The organism is Denitraticella aggregata, assembly GCF_048158365.1.
GTDB lineage: Bacteria > Pseudomonadota > Gammaproteobacteria > Burkholderiales > Rhodocyclaceae > Azoarcus_F.
In genome coordinates, this window is record NZ_JBLLNL010000002.1 from 114,921 (window position 1) to 135,959 (window position 21,039).

Here is a 21,039-nt window from a genome sequence, read left to right on the forward strand (position 1 = left end):
GCTGCGGCTTGTGCGTTCAGTTTTCCGGCAGACCGAGTTCCGCCGGTTGGGGCGGATTAGATCAAGCGCATGTTATGCCGCAGTTACACCTTTGTTGCCGTGCGGCGACGTTGTGGTCGTGGCCACTCCGGCCAGCAGGATCCACATGAACGCCCAGTCCGAGTTCACCACCCGAGAGTTCGTCATACCCACCAGCAGGTGCAGCGCGAGCCCGGCCGCGAGGAACAGGCACAGTTCGGCCGGCAGGCGACCGGACCGGCTTGCCGCAGCGATGGAGCGGAACACCGCGACACATCCGATCGCCAGCGGAATGCCACCCAGCAGGCCGATTCCTACTGCCAGTTCCACGTAGATGTTGTGAAAGTGCGGGAGAACGTGGAGATGAACGTCCGGATGGGTCGCGAGCAACTCGCGTGCCGCGCCCGGTCCCCATCCCAGCCAGGGGCGCTGCAGCCACAGTTCCAGTCCGTAGCCCCAGGCATGGAAACGCAGACCCGCGGAGCCGTAGCCGATCTCGGACCAGTCGCCACGCAGCAGCAGTGCATAGGTCTCGACCTCGTGACCGAGTCGCTCGAACCGCGTCGACAACAGCGTGATTGCCACGATCATCAATATCGACAGCGCGAGCACTACACGCCGATCGGCGACGCGGCCCCTGATCGCCCAGGACAGCGCGATCAGGATCGCGCCCGTGCTCATCCACACCATGCGCGCCTGCGCCATCAGCAGTGCGAGCAATGCCAACCCAACCAGCGTTAACCACGCAGCCAGCCCCAACGCCCGGCGCAGGTGGCTGCCCGCCCGCAGCACACGCGGCGCCAGCAGATAGAGGCCGATCAGTGCGGTCGCAGCATATTGCGCGAACGCGAGCGTCGGCAGTCCGAAGCCGGGACGGGTGTCGAAACTCGGCGTGCGCAGCGGGTCGTCCAGATCGATCGCGAGCAGGCGACCGATCACGAAGCCGGCCAGTGCCAGCGCGAGCGCGGTCCATACCCGTTGGCGCTCGCCGCGCAGATACCATGCGAACAATGGAAACAACCACAGTTTGGCAAGGCTGGCGGCGGCCGACAGGTGGGTCGGCGGTTCGAGGTTGCCACGTGGCCAGGCGACCAGCAGCGTCGCCACCAGCGTTACGCACCAGAGCACCATCAGCACGGGCCACGGGCTGTGCCGCAGCCAAGCCCAGACCCGCGGCGCGTCCCAGATTGCCGCGATCAGCATCAGGGCCAGGCCGAGATGCGCGAGCGCGACCCCCAGCCATGCCCCGAACGCAAACAGGTAGGCGCCGGCGAGGCCGAGCGTATCCCGGGTCCATGCGGCCCGCAGCGGACGGTTGGCGGGGGGCGAGGAGGGCGGCGCGCGCATGACTCTGTGTGTGGTGGGCAGACGCCCGACACTCTATTGCGTGCATGTGACGCTGCGGCTACAGCGCATTGACGCGGATTTCTGTAACACAAGCCCGCTAGGTTCATGTGTCCGGATTCGGAGGTGCGTGTTGCGAGTAGCGATTTTCATGCCGTCCTACGGTGATGGCGGGGTCGAACGTATGCTGGTTAATCTGGCAGGCGGGCTGGTTTCCCTTGGTGTGGAGGTCGACTTCGTCACCCGCGTTGCGTGCGCGCCCTATCTGGAGCGCCTGGATCCGGCCGTTGGACTTGTCGAGAGCGGTGCAACCGGACACCTCGCGGTGCAGCCTGCCGCGAGACGTTACCTGGTGGCACGGCGCCCCGATCTCGTGCTGTGCGGCAAGGATGCGGCTGCGCGCGCGGTGCTGCTGGCCCGCCGTCTGTCGGGCGTACCGTTTGGACTGGTGATGCGGCCGGGCACGACGCTGAGCGCCCGTCTGGCCGGGCGCAGCGCCTGGCACCGCTGGCGGGTCCGGCGCGCCGTTCGCGCGACCTACGGCGCGGCGGTCGCGATCGTCGGCAATTCGCGGGGCGTCGTCGACGACGTGGCGGCATTAACCAGACTGCCGTCCGATCGGCTGCACCTGATCCACAATCCGGTCATTTCGGCCGATCTGCAGGTGCAGGCGAACGCGCCGCTGGACCATCGCTGGTTCGGTTCGGGCGAACCGCCGGTCGTGCTCGGCATAGGAGGATTGCGCCGGCAGAAAGGCTTCGACACGCTCGTGCGTGCCTTCGCTTGCCTGCGGGCGCGCCGGGCCTGTCGCCTGGTGATCCTCGGCGAGGGTCGCCTGCGGGGCGAACTGCTGCGGCTTGCGTCGGGTCTCGGCGTCGCGGACGAAGTGCTGCTGGCCGGCTTCGATCCGAACCCCTACAGATATCTCGCACGTGCTTCGCTATTCGTGCTGTCCTCGCGCTGGGAAGGTTCGCCTAACGTACTGACCGAGGCGCTCGCGGTCGGCGTGCCGGTGGTCGCGACAGATTGCCGGTCGGGTCCGGCCGAGGTTCTCGACGGCGGGCGGGTCGGCCCGCTGGTGCCGGTCGACGATATCGAGGCGCTTGCCGACGCGATGGACCGGGCGCTCGACGAACCCGGCGATGCCGCCATCCGTCGCGCGGCGGTGGCACACTACACGGTCGAGGAATGTGCCCGCCGCTATCACGCGCTGTTCGAGCGTTTGCTGGCGGCACGCGGATGAGGGCCGGCGAGGGACGGCCCGATCTGGCGGTACTGGCGGCCACGTCCGGCCACAGCGGTGTCGACCGGGTGCTGAGTAACCTCGTTCCGGCGATGGCCGCGCTGGGCCTGCGCGTGGATGTCCTCGGGATAGACGGTCATGGGCCCGAGATCGGCGATGCACCACCTTTGGTGCGCCGCCATCGGCTGGGTGCGCAACATGTCAACACTGCGGTGCCCGGTTTGCTCGCATACCTTCGGCGCACTCGGCCACGCGCGCTGCTGAGCGACAAGGACCGGGTCAATCGGATTGCTTTGTTGGCAAGGCGGCTTGCCGGTGTGCCAACGCGGGTCGGAGTGCGGATCGGCACCACCGTCTCTGTGAATCTCGCCAGTCGCGGATTCGTCGAGCGATCGCTCCAGCGGGCCTCGATGTGCTGGGCCTATCCGGCAGCCGATGCGATCCTGGTGCCGTCCCACGGCGTGGCCGAGGATCTAGCAGTTTTCGCGGGCCTCGTGCGCGATCGGATCACTGTCGTGCAAAGTCCGGTGATCACCGCAACGATGGTCGGTCTGGCAGAGCAGCTGCCGACGCATCCGTGGTTCGGCGATGGGGGCCCACCGCTGGTGCTCGGAGTCGGCGAGCTGTCGGAGCGCAAGGATTTCGCGACCCTGATACGCGCATTCGCGCGGCTCCCGGCCCACCGGTCTTGTCGTCTGATGATTCTGGGCGAGGGCCGGCGGCGGTCGGAACTGGAAAGCCTGGTCCGGGAACTGGGGATCGGCGATCGGGTGGCCTTGCCCGGTTTCGTGCCCAATCCCTACGCATACATGGCCCGTGCGGCGGTCTTTGTGTCTTCATCGCGCTGGGAGGGCATGCCGATCGTATTGATCGAGGCGCTCGCGCTGGGCGCGGCCTGCGTCGCATGCGACTGCCCTTCCGGTCCGCGTGAGGTGCTCGACGATGGCCGGGTCGGCCCGCTGGTTCCTCCGGGAGACGACGAGGCGCTGGCGGTCGCGATCGCCGCGCAGCTCGAGCGACCCCGAGATGCTCATCGCTCGCGTGAAGCGGTCGCCGCCTACCGGGACATCGACAGCGCGAAAGCCTATCTGGCGGCGCTCGGCTTCGAGGAGTTCGCATGACCACAATCGATGCAGCGATCCTGGGCAAAACCCGCTTTCATGACGCTGTGGACGAGGACGGGCAACGGCTCGCAGTGTTGCTGTCCTTCTCTGGGCAGGGCGGTGTCGAACGCATGGTGATGAACCTGGTAGAGGGTTTCGCCGCGCGCGGCGTCGGCGTGGATCTGGTCGTGATCCGGGCCGAGGGCATGCCTGGTGGGGAACTGCCCGCAAACGTGCACCTCATCGATCTCGGGGTCCGCCACAGCGGATCGGCGGTCTGGCCGTTGGTTCGTTACCTGCGTAGCCGGCGTCCCGCCGCGTTGCTGGCCGCCAAGGACCGGGCCATTCGCGCTGCAGTGCTGGCGCGCGCCATTTCCGGGGTGCGCTGTCGCATCGTTGGGCGTCTGGGCACCAACCTGTCCGCGGCACTCGAGTCGCGCTCCGGATTCGCACGCCGCATGCGCATCCTGCCGATCCGGTTGATGTACCGATGGGTGGATCATCTGGTGTGCGTTTCGAAGGGGGTGCGTGAGGATACGCTCCACCTGGCCCGGATTCCGCTGGAGCGTGCATCGGTGATCCGCAATCCGGTAGTCAGCAGAAGAATCGACGAACTCGCGAAGTCCCCGGTCGATCATCCCTGGGCGCAGGATTCGTCGATCCCTATGATCGTGGCGGCAGGGCGGTTGACGGTGCAGAAGGACTTTCCGACCCTGATCCGGGCCTTCGCGGCATTGCGCACCCGGCAGGCCGCGCGGCTGGTGATCCTCGGCGAGGGCCGGGAACGTGCCCGGCTGCTGCAACTGGCGCGGGATCTCGATGTGGCTGCCGATGTGGCGCTGCCCGGCTTCGTGTCCAACCCGTATGCGTGGATGGCGCGCGCACGACTGTTCGTGCTGAGCTCGGCATGGGAGGGTTCGCCGAACGTGCTGACCGAGGCGCTCGCGCTCGGTGTGCCCAGTGTGGCGACCGATTGCCCCAGCGGCCCGCGCGAGTTGCTGGCCGACGGTCGCTGGGGCCCGCTGGTGCCGGTCGGCGACCCATCGGCGCTGGCCGATGCGATGGAGCATGTGATGCGCTCACCGCCGTCGCCCGAGCTGTTGCGTGCCGCAGTGTTCGAATATGCGCGTGACGCCTCGGCCGTGGCCTACCTGAAGGTGCTGGGTCTGGATCCGGATCGAGCCGAACACAGTGGAAGCCTGTGATGCTGCTGTCCCTGAAGTACAGGTTCCTGTTCGTCCACACTGCCAAGACTGGCGGCACGTCGGTCCGCGACGCGCTCAGTCCCCTGCGCTACCGGGATCCGTGGTATCCCGTGCAGTTCGTGTGCTCGCGCCTGTCCGCGCTGTCCGGTCACCGGCTCGGCATCAAGTTTCCGCGACATGCCAAGATCGTGGCCGCGCAGCAGATGCTGCCGCATGAGCTGTTCGAGCAACTGTTCAAGTTCGTGTTCGTGCGCAATCCGTGGGATCTGCAGGTCAGTTCGTTTCATCACATCCGCCGCGAGCGGCCGCAGCTGATGCAACACGTCGGGGATTTTGGCGAATTCATCCGCTGGAAGCTCGATCCGGAGCGGCCCTACCAGTTTCATGTCGATACCAGTATCGAGCTGCAGTCCGACTATGCGCTGGATCTGCACGGAAACATGCTGGTGGACTTCGTCGGCCGCTATGAGCGCCTGCAACAGGATTTCGATTCGGTGTGCGGCCGTATAGGCATCCCCGCCCGGGTGTTGCCGCACCGTCGCCAGGCTACCGATCGGGCCAGCGACTACCGCAGTTATTACTCCGACGCGACCGCCCAGATGATCGCCGACCGCTTCGAGCCGGATATCCGCCTGTTCGGCTATACGTTCGATCCGGAGTGATCGGTCGCGAGGTGCCGGTCGGGATCGGGGCTCGCAGGAATTGCGGCCGATCCGTCCGAATCGGGCTGCGGGACCGTCACCTGGCCGCGCGCATCGCCACTAGCGAGCAGTCGCGCATATGGTCCGTCGGCGCGCGACAGCGTCTCGTGGCTTCCGGCCTCGACGATGCGACCGTGCGCCATCACGACGATCAGGTCGGCGTTCCTCACCGTGGACAGGCGGTGGGCCACCATCACGACGCTGCGGTTCTTGCGCAGATCCTCCAGGGCGAGGCCGATCGCGCGATCGGATTCGTTGTCGAGTGCTGAGGTGGCCTCGTCGAGCAACAGAATCGGGGCCTGTTTCAGAAAGGCCCGGGCAATCGCGATGCGCTGCCGTTGGCCTCCCGACAATTCTCCTCCATTGACGCCGACCCGCGTGTGCAGACCCTGCGGCAAGCTGCTGATGAACTCGAGCGCATGCGCCCGGCGAGCCGCTTCGATGATGTCCACCTCGGTTGCGTTCGGATGGCCATAGGCGATGTTCTCGGCGACTGAGGCATCGAACAGGACCGGATGCTGCCCCACCCACGCGATCTGCGCACGCAGCCACCCGAGCGGGAGTTCGCGCAGGGGCTGGTCGTCCAGGAGGATACGCCCCTGTTGGGGTTCGAAGAAGCGCGGAATCAACTGGATCACGCTGGTCTTGCCGCTGCCCGATGCGCCGACCAGCGCGACCGTGGTGCCGGCCCGGATGTGCAGGTCAAGGCCCCGCAGCGCAGGCTCGGCCTGTCCTGGATAACGGAAGTCGACGTTTTCGAACACGATCTCGCCGCGGACGCGAGTACGCCGGCCGATCGGTCCATCCGGCTCGGGGGCGGTGTCGAGCAGTCCGAAGATGCTCTGGGCGCCCGCGAGACCGCGCTGGATGACGGTGTTAACATTGGTGAGGCGTCGGATCGGCTCGAACAGCATCGCCATCGCGGCGACGAAGGCGACGAAGGCGCCGGGTGTCAGCCGGTCGTGCGCGGACAGCGACGACGCGATCCACAGGACCAGCGCGACCGCGCTGGCGGCGAGCAACTGCACCAGCGGAGCATTGGCTGCTGCCACGCGTACGGTCCGCATCGTCTCATGGCGCAGCCGCTCGGAGATTACAGTGAAGCGACGATGCTCATGCTCGTGAGTGCCGAACACCTTGATCTCGCGAATGCCGTGCAGACTCTCGCCGATGGTTCCGGTCATGTGTCCGATGGTCCTCTGGATCACCAGGTTGCCGCCGCGCAGCTTGCGGCTCGCCTGACGGATCAACCAGCCGATCGGCGGGGCGACGAGCACCAGCACGATCGCGAGCTCCCATGCGACCCAGAACAGGTAAGCGGTCAGGCCGACGATGATCAGCGTGTCGCGCACGACGATGATCCATGCGTTGGTCAGCGCGCTGCCGACCTGCGGGATGTCATGCAGGATTCGGGACAGCATGCGCCCGGAGGCCTGTGCCTGATGTTCGGTGATCGACAGCTTCAACTGGTGATCGAAGACGCGCTCGCGCAGGTCCGCGATCGCTCGCTGGGCAACCCACTGGCTGCCGAGATTGGCGAGGTATTCGGCGACGCCCTTGGCGAGGAACGCGAGGAGCAGGAACAGCGGCACCTGCCACTGCGCGCTCGCATCCCGCGCGATCAGGCTATCGTCGACCAGCGGTTTGAGCAGCGCCGGCAGCACCGGCTCCATGGCCGCCGCCCCGATCATTGCGAACATCGACAGCACGACGAGGCGTCGATAGGGCACGATGCAGCCCAGCAGGCGCCGATAAAGGACGATCGAATCCTTCATTCGCGGTGCAGCATGTCATCGACGATCAGGCTCGCCCAGCCGGACTCCCGGAACCGACTCTTGACTGCCTTCTCGTCATAGCGCGCGTTGTTCCAGTCGATGAAGCTCATTGGCTCTTTCGCGCGGTCCGCGACGTAGCAGGCCAGGAAGAATCCGAGCACGCCCGTGCGGGCCCGGCTGAAGTGACCGTATTTCAACGCCAGTTCCCGGGCGGCTTCCTCGACCGGATGGGCAAGTCTGAAAATACGATACAGTGCGGCGGCAAGGCCCACCCGGTCGGCGCCGGACTTGCAGTGCATCAGGGCCGGATACTCGATGCGATCGAACAGTTTCCGCAGTGCATCGACCCGCTCCGCAGCGGGCGGGATGCGCGAGTAGAGCGGGAAGTCGTACAGTTCGATGCCCAGTTCCTCGCAGGTCGCCTTTTCCAACGCATAGGACCCGTACGGGTGGCAGCCACGCAGATTGATGATGCTGCGTATGCCGTGACGCTCGTGATAATCGCGAATCTGGGACGGACTGGGCTGGCTGCTGCGGTACATGTCACCCCCGAGCGCATGAAGGTTGGCGTAGGCCAGGCGGAACAGGCCATGGTCCGCGATGTGCATATTCAGCCAGGCGCGCACGCGTCCTCGGCGCGTGGAGAGGTCCATGATCGGCGTGATATCGACGCTCATTCTTGCCGCGCACCGATGGATAGAACCGTTGCAGGCGCAGTCCCGATCATGAAGCGCACGTGGCCGTGCGGACCCCGGGCTTTGCGGACGCGCATCGGCGCGGACTGCAGCATGGTGATCGGTCCGGCACGGATGACGTGGAACTCAACAAACAAGAGGGCGCTTAGAGCATGAACAGACTCTCAGCGTAGTCGCTCGAGGTTACGGTTTCGTTTAATCCTGTGGGTTGCAGCTGGCGCAGGACAACCCGTGCCCCTGTGGCGAGGCCCGTTCGCGCCGTTGTGTTCAGATATCGACCACGACCAGGGACACCAGGCGCATGCCGACTCCATCAGGCAGCACCACACAGTTCCACAAGGCTTCGATCTTCTCGTCCAGCGCATCACGGATGTCGGCCGTGATGCGCACGTGCAGGGTTCCGTCGGGCTGGACCTCGACCGGCCAGCTTTCGGTCATGTCGCGATCGACCGCTCCGGGTGTCTCCAGCGTGGCCAGCCAGGCGTCCCGACAGGTTTCGCGCGCGAGCGCTTCTGGCGATGGGGCCGCACCCGCCACGGCCTGGGGTGGTTCGGTGGAATCGTCGCTGCTGCAGGCTGCGGTGGCCAGTATCGACGCGGCGATCAACGCGAACGGGAGCGGCTGGAACCGGGTCAGGTATGTGATGACAGACAAATCGTATGCACTCGTGAGGTGAGCTCTCGTTCATTGTATTTGGAACGTGCGCACATTTCACCCCGCAGCAGTGCGGAGGCCGACCTGCGGGAGGCACCCGCTCGACCCTGCGGGTTTCAACCGGGGTCGTGTTGCGCCCGGGCGAGGGTGGTGATGCGGGTGATGAAGTCGGTCTTGGCCTGCGCGTAGGCGATTCGATCGTCGGCCGGCGCCGAGGCGACGATGCGGCGCTTGAGCGCCTCGTATTCCCGCGCGGTGTCGGGGTGCGCGATCAGATAGTTGCGAAACAGCAGGCGTTCCCAGTCCGGAGAATCGGCGGTGAGCATATGCACATGATGCGTGCGGGTGCCGGCCGCATCGCGCTTGATGAACCAGGTGTACTCCGGTGTGATGCCGTCGCGCCAGGACGGGCGCCAGAAGAATTCATAGCCGCCCGCTTCGAGTATCGGTGCGATCCGGTCGCGCACGTCCTGCAGCGAACGGACCTCGACCAGCATGTCCACGATCGGCTTGGCGGCCAGCCCCGGGACCGCGGTACTGCCGAAGTGCTCGATGCGTCCGATCAGGTCGGCCGGCAGAATCGCCCGCAGGTGCCTTGCCTCTTCGCGGAACTGCGCCGGCCAGGCGGGATCGTAGGGAACGATCTCCACCTCTTCGGAGGCGGCATGTCTGACGTGTTGATCGGCGCTATGCATCGTCGTGACGGAGCGAGGTTCGCTGTCTGGTCAGTCGACATTCTAGCCGCGCAGCGCCTCACGGGGCAGGCGGCGGACGCTTCCTATACAATTCCAAGCTGATTTCATCCGAACGAATCCCCAAAGTGTCCGAACGTCTCGTCGTCAGTGTCCAGTATGTGCTGCCCAAGCAGGCGCTCACCGTGCTTGCCGGAAAACTTGCCGGGTTGCGTGGCGGCAGGCTGACCACCGCGGTCATCAGGTGGTTTGTCAACCGCTATGGTGTCGACATGTCCGAAGCCGTCAATCCGGATGTGACGGCCTACCCGAGCTTCAACGAATTCTTCACCCGACCCCTGTGTGAAGGTGCGCGTCCGTTGGCAGAGGCCGAATACGTCTGTCCGGTCGATGGCGCGATCAGCCAGTTCGGTGTCATCGAGCATGAGCGGATATTCCAGGCCAAGGGCCATGATTACTCTGCGCGCGCGTTGGTGGGCGGCGATGCGGAACTCGCGAGCCGGTTCACAGACGGGGCCTTCGCGACGCTGTACCTGAGTCCGCGCGACTACCACCGCATCCACATGCCCTGTGCCGGCAGACTGCTGCGTATGATCCATGTACCGGGCGAGCTGTTCTCGGTCAATCCAGCCACCGCCCGCGGCGTGCCGGGTCTGTTCGCGCGCAACGAGCGTGTCGTGTGCGAATTCGAAGCCGGGTTCGGATCTTTCGTGATGGTCCTGGTCGGCGCGACCATCGTCGGCAGCATGGCGACCGTGTGGCATGGCATTGTCAATCCGCCGCGCCGGTCGATGATCGAAGTGTGGCGTTACGATGATCAGGACATCCGGCTTGAACAGGGTGCCGAGATGGGGCGCTTCCTGCTCGGATCGACCGTGGTGATGCTGTTTCCGAAAGACGCGATCGCGTTCAATCCGGAATGGGCGCCTGCAGTGGGCGTGCGCATGGGCGAGATGATGGGAAATCGTCCGCCCGACGCCGCCCGGCCCTGACCGCTGCCGGCGATTGCACGTTGAAGTTCTGATGTTTCTCCAACACAAGAAGGACGCACGATGAAATTGACCAGACTGATCACGATCGCCGGAACCGCCATCTTCATGATGACCGCGGGTGCCTTGCATGCGGACCAGCATGCCGCGGGCGACGCGGAACTGGCGGAACGACTGAGCGGAGCCAAGTTCTCCGGCACCTACCTGCGTGCCGGTACGCCCTACACGATGACCTTCGGTGCGGACGGCAGTCTGGACGACAGTGCCGGTCGCGAAGGTCGCTGGTGGACGGGCGAAGGCGGGCAGTATTGCCGTGAATGGTCGAGCGGGCCGATGGCAGGCGTGACCACCTGCATGCAGGTGATCTTCCATCTGGACCGGGTCGCGATCTATTCCGGTGACGAGAAGGTCCTCGAGGGGGAACTGATTCCGGCGCAGTGATGCGTGGCCCGGCCGAGGCGTTCGCGGGGTCGGGCAGACGCAGATTCGTACCATATGTGGCGGCCGTGAGGACTATCATGGAAGTCGTTTTCAAGTTCGATGGACCGAACCCCGATGCCCGTTCAGTTGATGTTGGCAATGCTGAGAAACCCTGCTTCGACCGGCTCCCTGCTGCCTTCGTCGCGGCAACTGGCCAACAGCATGGCAGCTGCGGCAAGCGGCTCCGATCTGGTCATCGAGCTCGGCGCGGGAACCGGCTCGGTCACACGGGCACTGCTCGAGCGCGTTTCGCCCGCCGCCCTGATCACGGTCGAGATTCAACCGGCGCTGGCCCGTACGCTCAGATCCCGGTTCCCCGCCATCGACGTGCGTCAGGCATCCGCATTACAGGTGCTCGACGCGCTGGCCGACGTACCGGGTAAGGTGACCGTCATATCCAGTCTGCCCTTCAGATCACTGCCCAGGCAGGTTGCGATGGAGACTGTGGACAGTCTGTGCCGATTTCTTGCGAAAACCCCTTCGCGAAAACTCGTGCAGTTCACATACCAGCCGCGTGCACCGTTCAACGCGCCGGGCAGCCTTCGCTGGACACGCACCGCCATCGTCTGGAAGAACACGCCCCCTGCGGGCGTCTGGGAATTGCAGACGGTGCAGGTGCACGAGCCAGCTGAGTGTTCCCTGTCAGTCTCAGCCTGAAAGTCCGCTGAGAGGCCTGAATTCCGGCGCCGCACAGCCTCAGAAGCGGGAGCCCGGCTGTTTCAGGAATTCCACTTCCTCGTCGGTCGATGCGCGACCGAGTATCGTGTTGCGATGCGGATAGTGACCGAAGCGCTCGATCACTGTGCGGTGCTTGAGTTCGAAATCGTAATTTCTCGCGATGCCGTTATCACGGATCGGGCCGGTTCTGTCTCGTCGAACCAGAACCGCAGGACTCGATCCCGCATGGGATCAGTCCTGCTCATCAGCGGTCCACCCTGTGTCGCAGGTCGCAACGGACACAGTGTGGCGCCCGTCAGCCTCGAGCGCGCGTCAGCCGCAAGTGCCCACGGCCCCACATGCGGTGCAGAAGTCGCAACCGTCCTTGCGGATCACCGAATGGTTGCCGCATTCGGTGCACAGCGAGCCCTGCATCACGACCGGGTCGCTGTCCTTGTGCGGGGCTTCGAGGATGCCCATCTCACGGATCGGGAAGCCCCGCTCGTCGAGTACGCCGAGCATCGCGTAGCGGTGAATGATCAGGCGGGCCATGTAGGCGACCGTGCTCGGGAAGTTCTGCTGGCGCTTGGTGCCCGGAACGAAGGCCATGAAGTCGCCGAGCGGTTCCGGGTAGTTCAGCAATTTGCGCAGCTTCATGCCGATCCATGCCGGATCCATCACGCGCATGTCCAGCGACAGGATGCGGGTCAGCCCGTCGAGCGCGCGCGGATAGTTGCCGGACAGCCACACCGAGTAAGGACGGGTCACGCCGTCGGGCAGCGTGATCTCCTTCAGACCGAGCACGAAGTCCTCGTTGGTGGCCGGATTGGCGATATCCACGGTCCAGGACAGCGTGCCGTCGGTACCCGTTCTTGGTTCCTGCAGGCTGAAGAGGGTATCCAGCACCGGGGTCGGGGTACCGTCGGCCTCGAGCGCGCCGAGCTTCTCGCAGCGGTAACGCACGACCTGCGCGAAGGCCGACACCACGCCCGGGAACATCTTCTTCTCGCCGTGGGGCGGGAAGGGCATCTCGAAGGACTTCTCGCCTATCGTGCGGGCCAGCGTCTCGAGCTTGAGTTCAAGCCAGCCGCGGTCGTTGGCACGCATGTCCATCGACAAGGTCTTGGCCACCGCGCCTAGGCCACGCGGCTGGTCGGCACCATTGACCCAGACCTCGAACGGGAAGCCGCCATGGCCGTTGCTTTCGATATGACCGACGAACAGCGCGAACTCACCCTGAGGAGTGCCGAGCATGTAGGTCCAGGCCATGTTGCCGTCCGGCAGGTCGGGGCGTCCCGGCCAGCGCAGGCTGGACAGCACCGGGGCCGGCAGGCTGTTGATGACCAGGCGCCGGTTGGCATCGGACAATTCGACGTCCTGCGGCTGCTTCTGCTCGGCGCTCGGCGTGACCGACAGCACCGCGCCCAGCACGCTGTTCGGACGGTAGGTCGCGAGCCCCTTCAGACCGGCTTTCCACGCGGTCATGTACAGATCCTCGAAGTCCGCGTAAGGGTAGTCGGCCGGCACGTTGACCGTCTTCGAGATGGACGTGTCCACATACGGCGCGACTGCGGCGACCATGTCCTTGTGCGCCTGCGCGGAGATTTCCAGCGCCGTGACGAAGTAGTCGGGCAGTTTGTCGACGTTGCCGCCTGCATGCTTGTACAGCCGCCACGCGTAGTCCTCGACCGCGTACTCCTTGAAGGTACCGTCGGCCATGCGCTTGCGCCGCGTGTAGGTATAGGAGAACGGCGGCTCGATGCCGTTGGACGCGTTGTCGGCGAACGCGAGCGAGATCGTGCCGGTCGGGGCGATCGACAGCAGGTGCGAGTTGCGGATACCGTGCTTGCGGATCTTGTCCTTGATGTCGGCGGGCAGGCGCGACGCGAAGTTGCCGCCGGACAGGTACATGTCCGCGTTGAACAGCGGGAAGGCGCCGCGCTCGACCGCGAGTTCGACCGATGCGAGATAGGCGCGATTGCGCATGAACTCGGAGATCTTCGTCGCCATCTGGCGCGCTTCGGGCGAATCGTAGCGCAACCGTAGCATGATCAACGTATCGCCCAGCCCGGTGAAGCCCAGGCCGACGCGGCGCTTGGACTGCGCTTCCTTCTCTTGCTCCGGCAGCGGCCAGTGGGTTACGTCGAGCACGTTGTCGAGCATGCGGATCGCGACGTCGACGACCTTGCCGAAGTGCTCGAAATCGAACGCCGCCTTCTCGCCGAACGGGTCGCGGACGAAGGGCGTCAGGTTGATCGAACCCAGATCGCAACAACCATAGGGCGGCAGCGGCTGCTCGGCGCAGGGGTTGGTCGCCTCGATGGTTTCGCAGTAGTACAGGTTGTTGTCCTGGTTCATGCGGTCCAGGAACAGGATGCCCGGTTCGGCGTGGTCATAGGTCGAGCGCATGACCTGGTCCCAGAGCTCGCGCGCGCGCAACTTGCGATAGACCCACACGCCGTCGTCTAGCTGGTAGGCCCCGGCCTGCTTGAGCTCTTCGATCGGCTCGGCCTTATGGACGAGTTCGACATCGCGGTCGGCCTCGACCGCCTTCATGAATGCATCGGTCACGCCCACCGAGATGTTGAAGTTGGTCAGATCGCCCTTGTCCTTGGCGTGGATGAATTCCTCGATGTCCGGATGATCGCAGCGCAGTACGCCCATCTGCGCGCCGCGGCGGGCACCGGCCGATTCGACCGTTTCGCACGAGCGGTCGAAAACGCGCATGTACGACACCGGGCCGGATGCGTTCGACTGGGTGCCCTTGACCAGCGCACCCTTCGGCCGGATCGACGAGAAGTCGTAACCCACGCCACCGCCGCGCCGCATCGTCTCGGCCGCCTGGGCCAGCGCAGTATAGATGCCGGGGCGACCATCGATCGACTCGGTGACCGAATCGCCGACCGGCTGTACGAAGCAGTTGATCAAGGTGGCCTGAAGCTTGGTGCCGGCGGCGCTGTTGATCCGGCCGGCCGGCACGAAGCCGGTCTGCTGCGTGTCCAGGAACCTGGCCTCCCAGTGGGCCCGCTTGTCTTCGGCCTCGATGCTTGCCAGAGCCCGTGCGACGCGGGCGCGAACGGCCTCGATGGTCTTCTCGTCGCCTTTCGCGTACTTCTCGATCAGCACTTCGTCGCAGATCTCCTGCGGAGCGAGGGTCGAGGCGTCCTTCTGAATACTGGTCTGGGTCGGTGTCTTCGCGCTCATGATGTTGTTTCGAGTCTCCGGTCGTTTATCGATGTTGGACAGGTCGAAGCATAGCGCCTAATTCAAGTAAATGCAAAAAAATAAAACATAGAAAAAACAGACAGATAGAATATTTGTCGGTATTTATTGCTGTGCTTATATACTACATGTAGTAGCCACAAATTGACCATGGTTTTGATCAAAACCTTGGTTTGAAAGCGTTTTAGGTGACTCGGCAGCTGTGGTTCGAGCCGGGCTGGGCTGGTGATGCGAACCAAATTACAATGGCTGCGTTGATGTGAGCCGGAGAGACTCGTGAGCGACTGCGAGACGAACGTGACCGACGTGCTGATGCGGCATGGCAACGATGCGACCCGCCTGCTGCAGATCCTGGTTGAACTGCAGGATCGTGTCGGTCACCTGTCCGCGCCCTGTCTGACCGCGGTGGCGGCCGGTCTGGACATCCCGCGCGCGCGTGTCGAAGGGGTCGCTGGTTTCTACAGCTTCCTGCATGTCGAGCCGGTCGGGCGCTACCGGATCCTGTTCTCCGACAACATCACGGATCGCATGCTCGGCTCACCGGCGCTGATGGACGCGCTGTGTCGCAAGCTGTGGGTGGAGGCGGGCAAGGTGTCCGAGGACGGGCTGGTCAGTGTCGATACCACATCGTGCACCGGCATGTGCGACCAAGGGCCGGCCATGCTGGTCAATGGTCGAACGATCACGCGACTGGATCATCAGCGGATCAACGAGATCGCCGAGCTGGTGCGCCAATCGGTGCCGCTCGACGCATGGCCAGCCGGCTTCTTCGTCGTGGATGACAACATCCGTCGCCGCGATGCGCTGCTCGGCGCCGACTTCCGCCCGGGTTCAGCGCTCATCGCCGCGATCTCATATGGTCGGGACGGCTGGCTGGAGCAGATGCGCTTGTCGAACCTGCGCGGGCGGGGTGGCGCCGGCTTCACCACGGCGATCAAATGGGCGAGCTGCCGCGATGCACCGGGCACCGACAAGGTGGTCGTGTGCAATGCCGATGAAGGCGAACCGGGTACCTTCAAGGACCGCGTGCTGCTGACCCGTTTCGCGGATCAGGTGCTGGAGGGCATGACGCTGGCCGCATGGGCGACCGGTGCGTCGCTCGGACTGGTCTATCTGCGCGGCGAATACCGCTATCTGCTCGAACCGCTGCGCGCTCTCGTCGCAAGCCGGCGGTCGGCCGGCCTGCTCGGGGCCGGCATTCTCGGCGAGGCGGGCTTCGACTTCGACATCGACATCCATCTGGGCGCCGGCGCCTACGTCTGCGGCGAGGAGACCGCGCTGCTCGAGTCGCTCGAGGGCAAGCGCGGCACGCCACGAATCCGTCCGCCGTTTCCGGTCACGCACGGTTACCTCGGACGGCCGACCGTCGTGAATAACGTCGAGACGCTGGCCAAGACCACGCTGATCGCGCTGCATGGCGGGGCGGACTTCGCTCAGACCGGCACGGCGCAGTCCACCGGTACCAAGTTGCTGTCGGTGTCGGGTGACTGCGCGTTTCCGGGCATCTATGAGTATCCGTTCGGCGTGTCGGTCGAGCGGGTGCTCGAGGACTGCGGGGCGAGCGATGCGCAGATGGTGCAGGTCGGCGGCGCCTCCGGGGTCACGCTCGCCGGTTACGAGTTTCACCGGCGAATCTCCTTCGAGGACGTACCGAGCGCCGGTGCGTTCATGGTGTTCGATTCCAGCCGGGACGCGTTCGAGGTGGCCCACAACTTCGTCGATTTCTTCGCGCACGAGAGTTGCGGTTTCTGCACGCCCTGCCGAATCGGCACGTCGCTGCTGAAGGGCTACATGGACAAGCTCGCGCGTGGTTTCGGCGCGAAGGTGGATCTGGCCGACATCGAGTGGGTCAACCGTCTGCTGCGCAATGCCAGTCATTGCGGACTCGGTACGACCGCACCCAACCCGGTTGTGGACACGCTGGTCAAGTTCCGGCCGGCCTACGAGCGTCGCCTGAAGTCCCTGGAGTTCGAACCGGCCTTCGATCTGGATGCTGCGCTGGAGACCGCTCGACGGATGACCGGTCGGAACGACCCGGCCGCGCACCTGAACGACGAGCGCACCGACAACGAGGAGCTGCGACGATGAGCGGACGATTCCTGCTCGACGGACAGGCGGTCGAGTTCGAGGAAGGGCAGACTATCCTGCAGGCGGCCCGCGTGGCCGGGCGCTATATTCCCTACCTGTGCTGGCACCCGGATTTTCCGCCGCACGGTTCGTGCAAGCTGTGCATCGTGAAGGTCGGTGGCCGCCATGTGTCGTCCTGCGCGCTGCAGGCGAAGGACGGCATGGAGGTCGAGAGCGACACGCCCGAGATCAACGGCGAGCGCCGCGCGCTGCTGCAGATGCTGTTCGTCGAGGGCAACCACTTCTGTCCGTCGTGCGAGAAGAGCGGCAACTGCCAGCTCCAGGCCCAGGCTTACGAGCTGGAGATGACCAGCGCGCGCTTCAACTACTTCTTCCCGATCCGCCCGGTCGATGCGTCCCACCCGGACATCGTGCTCGACTTCAACCGCTGCATCTTCTGCGAACTGTGCGTACGCGCGAGCCGGGACGTGGACCGCAAGAACGTGTTCGCGCTGACCAACCGCGGCATCCACAAGCACCTGGTCGTCAGTGCCGAGTCGGGCCGGCTGGGCGACACCGACTTCGCGGCCGACGATCTGGCCGCGAACATCTGCCCGGTCGGCGTGATCCTGCACAAGCGGGTCGGTTTCGCGGTGCCGATAGGCGAGCGCGCCTACGACGAGAAGCCGATCAGCGTCGTCTCGATGGAGGCGGACAAATGAACGAGCGCCCCAAGCTTCGTATCGCGACGACGTCGCTGGCCGGCTGCTTCGGCTGCCACATGTCCTTCCTCGACATCGACGAGCATCTGTTCGAACTGGCCCAGCGGGTCGAGTTCGACCGGTCCCCGCTGACCGACATCAAGAGCTGCGGCCCGTGCGACATCGGCCTGATCGAGGGCGGCGTATGCAATGCCGAGAACGTCCATGTGCTGCGCGAATTCCGGCGCAACTGCAAGACGCTGGTTGCGGTCGGGGCCTGCGCGATCAACGGCGGGCTGCCGGCGCAGCGCAATCACCTGGACCTCGGTGCCTGCCTGCAGGAGGTCTATCTGGCGCGCGACGGAATGGTGGATGCCGGCGTGCCGGACGACCCCGAACTGCCGCTGTTGCTCGACAAGGTGCATCCCATCCACGAGGTCGTGCGGGTCGACTACTTCATTCCGGGCTGCCCGCCGTCGGGAGAGGCGATCTGGAAGTTCCTGTCGGACCTGATCGCCGGCAGAACGCCGCGCCTGCCGTATTCGATGCTGCATTTCGATTGATACCGCGATGCCAAAGCCGACCATCGCGCATCCGATGACTCGAGAACATTCATGACTTCACCCTCGCTGGAAACCGCCGCCGACCGGGACTCGCTGCGTCGAGTCGTAATCGATCCCGTGTCCCGGGTCGAGGGCCACGGCAAGGTCACGCTGTTGCTCGACGAGCACGACCAGGTCCGCGAGGCGCGGTTGCACATCGTCGAGTTCCGGGGCTTCGAGGTCTTCATCCAGGGGCGGCCCTACTGGGAGGTGCCGGTGATGGTTCAGCGGCTGTGCGGCATCTGTCCGGTCAGCCATCATCTGGCGGCCAGCAAGGCGTTGGATCATGTTGTGGGCGCACTGCCGCTGAGCGCGAGCGCCGAGAAGATGCGGCGGCTGATGCATTACGGGCAGATCCTGCAGTCGCATGCGCTGCATTTTTTCCACCTGTCGTCACCGGATCTGCTGTTCGGCTTCGAGTCGGAGGTCGGCAAGCGCAACATCGTCGGCGTCGCGGCCGAGCATCCCGACATCGCGCGTCAGGGCGTGTTGCTGCGCAAGTTCGGTCAGGAGGTGATCCGCGCCACCGCCGGCAAGCGCATCCACGGCACCGGGGCGGTGCCCGGCGGCATGAACCGCCACCTCGCGCCGGACGATCAGCGCATGCTGCGCGCCGAGGTCGCGAAAATGGTCGAATGGAGCCGCGCCGCGGTCGAGCTGGTGAAGCGCTTGCACCGCGCCGATCCAGGCCTGTATGACGCGTTCGGTACCTTCCCGTCGGGCATCATGAGCCTGGTGCGTGCCGACGGCGCGATGGACCTGTACGACGGGCAGTTGCGCTTTCGCGACGAGACCGGCGCGATCATCCTGGACAAGGTCGCCGACCAGGATTACCGCGACGTCATCTGCGAACAGGTCAAGCCGTGGAGCTACATGAAGTTTCCGTTCATGCGCGATCGCGGCCCCGATGCAGGCTGGTACAAGGTCGGCCCGCTCGCGCGTGTGCAGAACTGCGATTTCATTCCAAGTCCGTTCGCCGAGGCGGAACGGCGGGAGTTCGTCGCGCACGGGCAGGGCGGGCTGATCCATGCGACGCTGGCCTATCACTGGGCGCGCATGATCGAGATGCTGCATGCCGCCGAGGTGATCCGCGATCTGCTCGACGACGCGGATCTGCTCCAAGGCCCGCTGATGAGCAGCGGCACGCGCAGTCGCGAGGGCGTGGGCATCATCGAGGCCCCGCGCGGCACGCTGATCCACCATTACCAGGTCGGCGAGGACGATCTGGTCAGCATGTGCAACCTGATCGTGTCGACCACGCACAACAACCAGGCCATGAACACTGCGATCCGCGCGGTCGCGCAGCGCTACCTGAACGGACGCAAGCTGACCGAGGGTCTGCTCAACCACATCGAGGTCGCGATCCGCGCGTTCGATCCGTGCCTGTCGTGCGCGACCCATGCGCTGGGACGAATGCCGCTGGTCCTGGAACTCGAAGCACCCGACGGCCAGACGCTGGACAGGCGGGTGAAGGACTGATGGCCCCCCCGCGCGTGGTCGTGATCGGGGTGGGCAATCCTTCACGCGGTGACGATGCGCTCGGCCCGCTGCTGCTGGATCGGATCGAGGACGGTTTTCCCGGCGTCGTCGTGCGCCGCGACTTTCAGTTGCAGATCGAGCATTCACTGGACCTGTTCGGTGCGGATCTGGTGCTGTTCGTCGATGCAATCACCGGATCGGGCGCGCAGCGGATCGCATTCCACGAGATCCGGGCCAGGGCCAACGCGTCCGCACTGAGCCATGCGGTGGCGCCGGAAGTGGTGCTGGACGTGTTCCTGCGAGTCTATGGTGAGCCAGCACCGCCGGCCTTCGTGCTGGGCTTGCGCGGGGAGACGTTCGAACTCGGTGCGGACCTGTCGGCAATCGGTCGGGATGCGCTCGAGGCGGGGTGGGATCTGGTTCAGTCGCTGCTCGGTGCCCCCAGCCTGGCGACATGGCGGGACCACGAGAAGCGCAACGGCCAGGCGATCCGGGCACCCGAGGGGCCGTGCAAGATCGCCTGAGTGCGATCGCGGCGGTCAGCCGCGGGTGGCCACGCCCGGAAACAGCAACGCGAGATAGCCCGCCAGGTTGAGTTCGGCGGCTTCACGCAACTCGCCGAAAGCCTGCGGTTCAAGGTCGAGCGCGGCCCAGATCAGCGGAGCGATCGTATCCGCCGCCGCCTCGCTGGTCTCGCCCTTTCTGTCCGCCTCGATGATGCGGGTCGCGACGTTTAGCATCGCAGCCTCGTAGGTGAACTCGCCGGCGAGCCGGGGATTGTGCTGGGCGCCTATGATCTCGGCGAAACACGCGGGCAGGCGCCAGTGGTCCATCAGTGTCGCGCCGACCTCGGCGTGATCGCAGCCTATGAGGCGCTGTTCGACCTGGAACAAGGGTTCATTGGTTTCCTCGGCGAGCGCGCGCGCCTGGTCGGCGAGGGCCGGGACGGTCTGGTAGAGCACCAGATGGCCGAGATCGGCGAGCAGCCCGACCACCAGCAGGCGGTCGGCGGTGGGCTGTGCGCAGCGGCGACCGATCTCGCGCGCGGCGATGCCGCACAGCACACTGTCACGCCAGAAGCGGTTCATGTTCATGTGCTCCGGACGGATCCCGGCGAAGACCGAAGCGATCGACATCGCGAGTACCAGATCATGGACCTGTTGCAGGCCCAGCAGCGTGACCGCGCGCTGCAGACTGTCGATCTTTCCGCCAAAGCCGTACAGCGCACTGTTGACGACCTGCAGCAAGCGTGCGGTCAGCGCGGGATCGGCCGATATCACGCCGGCGACGTCCGCCATCGAGCCGTCCGGCGCGTCCAGCACCTCGCGGATACGCAAGTAGACCGACGGCAATGAGGTCAGCGCCTCGATATGGGCGACGAGTTCCTGGGACGAATGCATCTGGCAATTCCT

20 protein-coding genes are annotated in these 21,039 nt (G+C 65.2%); 12 read left to right on the plus strand and 8 right to left on the minus strand.

Features of this window, described 5'->3' with window-relative positions:
* Window positions 1-72 precede the first annotated feature (72 nt).
* Entirely contained in the window at window positions 73-1,365 is a 1,293-nt protein-coding gene (locus ACKVEX_RS03910) for an O-antigen ligase family protein (protein ID WP_473214384.1), read from the minus strand.
* Between the two features lie 127 nt (window positions 1,366-1,492).
* On the opposite strand from ACKVEX_RS03910, the gene ACKVEX_RS03915 reads away from it, so the two are divergent.
* The 4 genes from ACKVEX_RS03915 to ACKVEX_RS03930 are packed head-to-tail and all read left to right on the plus strand — an operon-like array spanning window position 1,493 to window position 5,575.
* Window positions 1,493-2,605 (plus strand): glycosyltransferase, encoded by a 1,113-nt coding sequence (locus ACKVEX_RS03915; protein WP_473214385.1) that lies wholly within the window; start codon window positions 1,493-1,495, stop codon window positions 2,603-2,605.
* The gene (locus tag ACKVEX_RS03920) at window positions 2,602-3,726 is read left to right on the plus strand and encodes a glycosyltransferase (RefSeq protein WP_473214386.1); all 1,125 of its coding nucleotides are present in this window, start codon (window positions 2,602-2,604) and stop codon (window positions 3,724-3,726) included. Before ACKVEX_RS03915 ends, ACKVEX_RS03920 begins: the two co-directional genes overlap by 4 nt.
* Window positions 3,723-4,913 carry a glycosyltransferase gene (locus ACKVEX_RS03925; RefSeq protein ID WP_473214387.1) on the plus strand — a complete coding sequence of 397 codons (1,191 nt, stop codon included), beginning with the start codon at window positions 3,723-3,725 and terminating at the stop codon, window positions 4,911-4,913. The genes ACKVEX_RS03920 and ACKVEX_RS03925 overlap by 4 nt, the downstream gene beginning before the upstream one ends.
* Window positions 4,913-5,575 (plus strand): sulfotransferase family 2 domain-containing protein, encoded by a 663-nt coding sequence (locus ACKVEX_RS03930; protein WP_473214388.1) that lies wholly within the window; start codon window positions 4,913-4,915, stop codon window positions 5,573-5,575. The genes ACKVEX_RS03925 and ACKVEX_RS03930 overlap by 1 nt, the downstream gene beginning before the upstream one ends.
* On the opposite strand, the gene msbA is transcribed toward ACKVEX_RS03930, so the two are convergent.
* From msbA to ACKVEX_RS03950, 4 genes are all read right to left on the minus strand, one after another.
* Window positions 5,554-7,389, minus strand: coding sequence for a lipid A export permease/ATP-binding protein MsbA (gene msbA / locus ACKVEX_RS03935; protein WP_473214389.1), 1,836 nt, complete (start codon window positions 7,387-7,389; stop codon window positions 5,554-5,556). The genes ACKVEX_RS03930 and msbA overlap by 22 nt on opposite strands.
* Entirely contained in the window at window positions 7,386-8,066 is a 681-nt protein-coding gene (locus ACKVEX_RS03940; RefSeq protein WP_473214390.1) for a protein-tyrosine phosphatase family protein, read from the minus strand. The genes msbA and ACKVEX_RS03940 overlap by 4 nt, the downstream gene beginning before the upstream one ends.
* A 285-nt stretch (window positions 8,067-8,351) precedes the next feature.
* Complete coding sequence (locus ACKVEX_RS03945; protein WP_473214391.1) at window positions 8,352-8,738, minus strand: hypothetical protein; 387 nt, start codon at window positions 8,736-8,738, stop codon at window positions 8,352-8,354.
* Between the two features lie 116 nt (window positions 8,739-8,854).
* Window positions 8,855-9,433, minus strand: a complete 579-nt coding sequence (locus tag ACKVEX_RS03950) for a GrpB family protein (RefSeq protein ID WP_473214392.1) — start codon at window positions 9,431-9,433, stop codon at window positions 8,855-8,857.
* A gap of 125 nt (window positions 9,434-9,558) precedes the next feature.
* Here ACKVEX_RS03950 and asd point away from each other — a divergent pair, with 125 nt between their 5' ends.
* The 3 genes from asd to ACKVEX_RS03965 all read left to right on the plus strand — a co-directional run bounded on the left by asd (window position 9,559) and on the right by ACKVEX_RS03965 (window position 11,556).
* Complete coding sequence (gene asd, locus ACKVEX_RS03955; protein WP_473214393.1) at window positions 9,559-10,422, plus strand: archaetidylserine decarboxylase; 864 nt, start codon at window positions 9,559-9,561, stop codon at window positions 10,420-10,422.
* A 60-nt stretch (window positions 10,423-10,482) separates the two neighbouring features.
* The gene (locus ACKVEX_RS03960) at window positions 10,483-10,860 is read left to right on the plus strand and encodes a hypothetical protein (protein WP_473214394.1); all 378 of its coding nucleotides are present in this window, start codon (window positions 10,483-10,485) and stop codon (window positions 10,858-10,860) included.
* 114 nt (window positions 10,861-10,974) lie between these two features.
* Entirely contained in the window at window positions 10,975-11,556 is a 582-nt protein-coding gene (locus ACKVEX_RS03965) for a class I SAM-dependent methyltransferase (protein WP_473214395.1), read from the plus strand.
* A 39-nt stretch (window positions 11,557-11,595) separates the two neighbouring features.
* On the opposite strand, the gene ACKVEX_RS03970 is transcribed toward ACKVEX_RS03965, so the two are convergent.
* Together ACKVEX_RS03970 and ACKVEX_RS03975 are read right to left on the minus strand one after the other, a co-directional pair.
* Window positions 11,596-11,781 (minus strand): DUF924 family protein, encoded by a 186-nt coding sequence (locus tag ACKVEX_RS03970; protein ID WP_473214570.1) that lies wholly within the window; start codon window positions 11,779-11,781, stop codon window positions 11,596-11,598.
* 108 nt (window positions 11,782-11,889) lie between these two features.
* Window positions 11,890-14,760, minus strand: coding sequence for an adenosylcobalamin-dependent ribonucleoside-diphosphate reductase (locus ACKVEX_RS03975; RefSeq protein ID WP_473214396.1), 2,871 nt, complete (start codon window positions 14,758-14,760; stop codon window positions 11,890-11,892).
* Between the two features lie 330 nt (window positions 14,761-15,090).
* Between ACKVEX_RS03975 and ACKVEX_RS03980 the strand changes: the two genes are divergently transcribed.
* Genes ACKVEX_RS03980 through ACKVEX_RS04000 form a run of 5 tightly spaced genes read left to right on the plus strand, consistent with a single transcriptional unit; the run spans window position 15,091 to window position 20,151 of the window.
* Window positions 15,091-16,866, plus strand: a complete 1,776-nt coding sequence (locus ACKVEX_RS03980) for an NAD(P)H-dependent oxidoreductase subunit E (RefSeq protein ID WP_473214571.1) — start codon at window positions 15,091-15,093, stop codon at window positions 16,864-16,866.
* Window positions 16,863-17,567, plus strand: a complete 705-nt coding sequence (locus ACKVEX_RS03985; RefSeq protein WP_473214397.1) for a 2Fe-2S iron-sulfur cluster-binding protein — start codon at window positions 16,863-16,865, stop codon at window positions 17,565-17,567. The genes ACKVEX_RS03980 and ACKVEX_RS03985 overlap by 4 nt, the downstream gene beginning before the upstream one ends.
* Complete coding sequence (locus ACKVEX_RS03990; protein WP_473214398.1) at window positions 17,564-18,109, plus strand: NADH-quinone oxidoreductase subunit B family protein; 546 nt, start codon at window positions 17,564-17,566, stop codon at window positions 18,107-18,109. The genes ACKVEX_RS03985 and ACKVEX_RS03990 overlap by 4 nt, the downstream gene beginning before the upstream one ends.
* 51 nt (window positions 18,110-18,160) lie before the next feature.
* The gene (locus ACKVEX_RS03995) at window positions 18,161-19,627 is read left to right on the plus strand and encodes a Ni/Fe hydrogenase subunit alpha (RefSeq protein ID WP_473214399.1); all 1,467 of its coding nucleotides are present in this window, start codon (window positions 18,161-18,163) and stop codon (window positions 19,625-19,627) included.
* Complete coding sequence (locus tag ACKVEX_RS04000; RefSeq protein ID WP_473214400.1) at window positions 19,627-20,151, plus strand: hydrogenase maturation protease; 525 nt, start codon at window positions 19,627-19,629, stop codon at window positions 20,149-20,151. Before ACKVEX_RS03995 ends, ACKVEX_RS04000 begins: the two co-directional genes overlap by 1 nt.
* Window positions 20,152-20,166: 15 nt before the next feature.
* Here the strand turns inward: ACKVEX_RS04000 and ACKVEX_RS04005 are convergent, their stop codons facing one another.
* Window positions 20,167-21,027: an HDOD domain-containing protein gene (locus tag ACKVEX_RS04005; RefSeq protein ID WP_473214401.1), complete on the minus strand. Its 861-nt coding sequence runs from the start codon at window positions 21,025-21,027 to the stop codon at window positions 20,167-20,169.
* Between the last annotated feature and the right edge of the window lie 12 nt (window positions 21,028-21,039).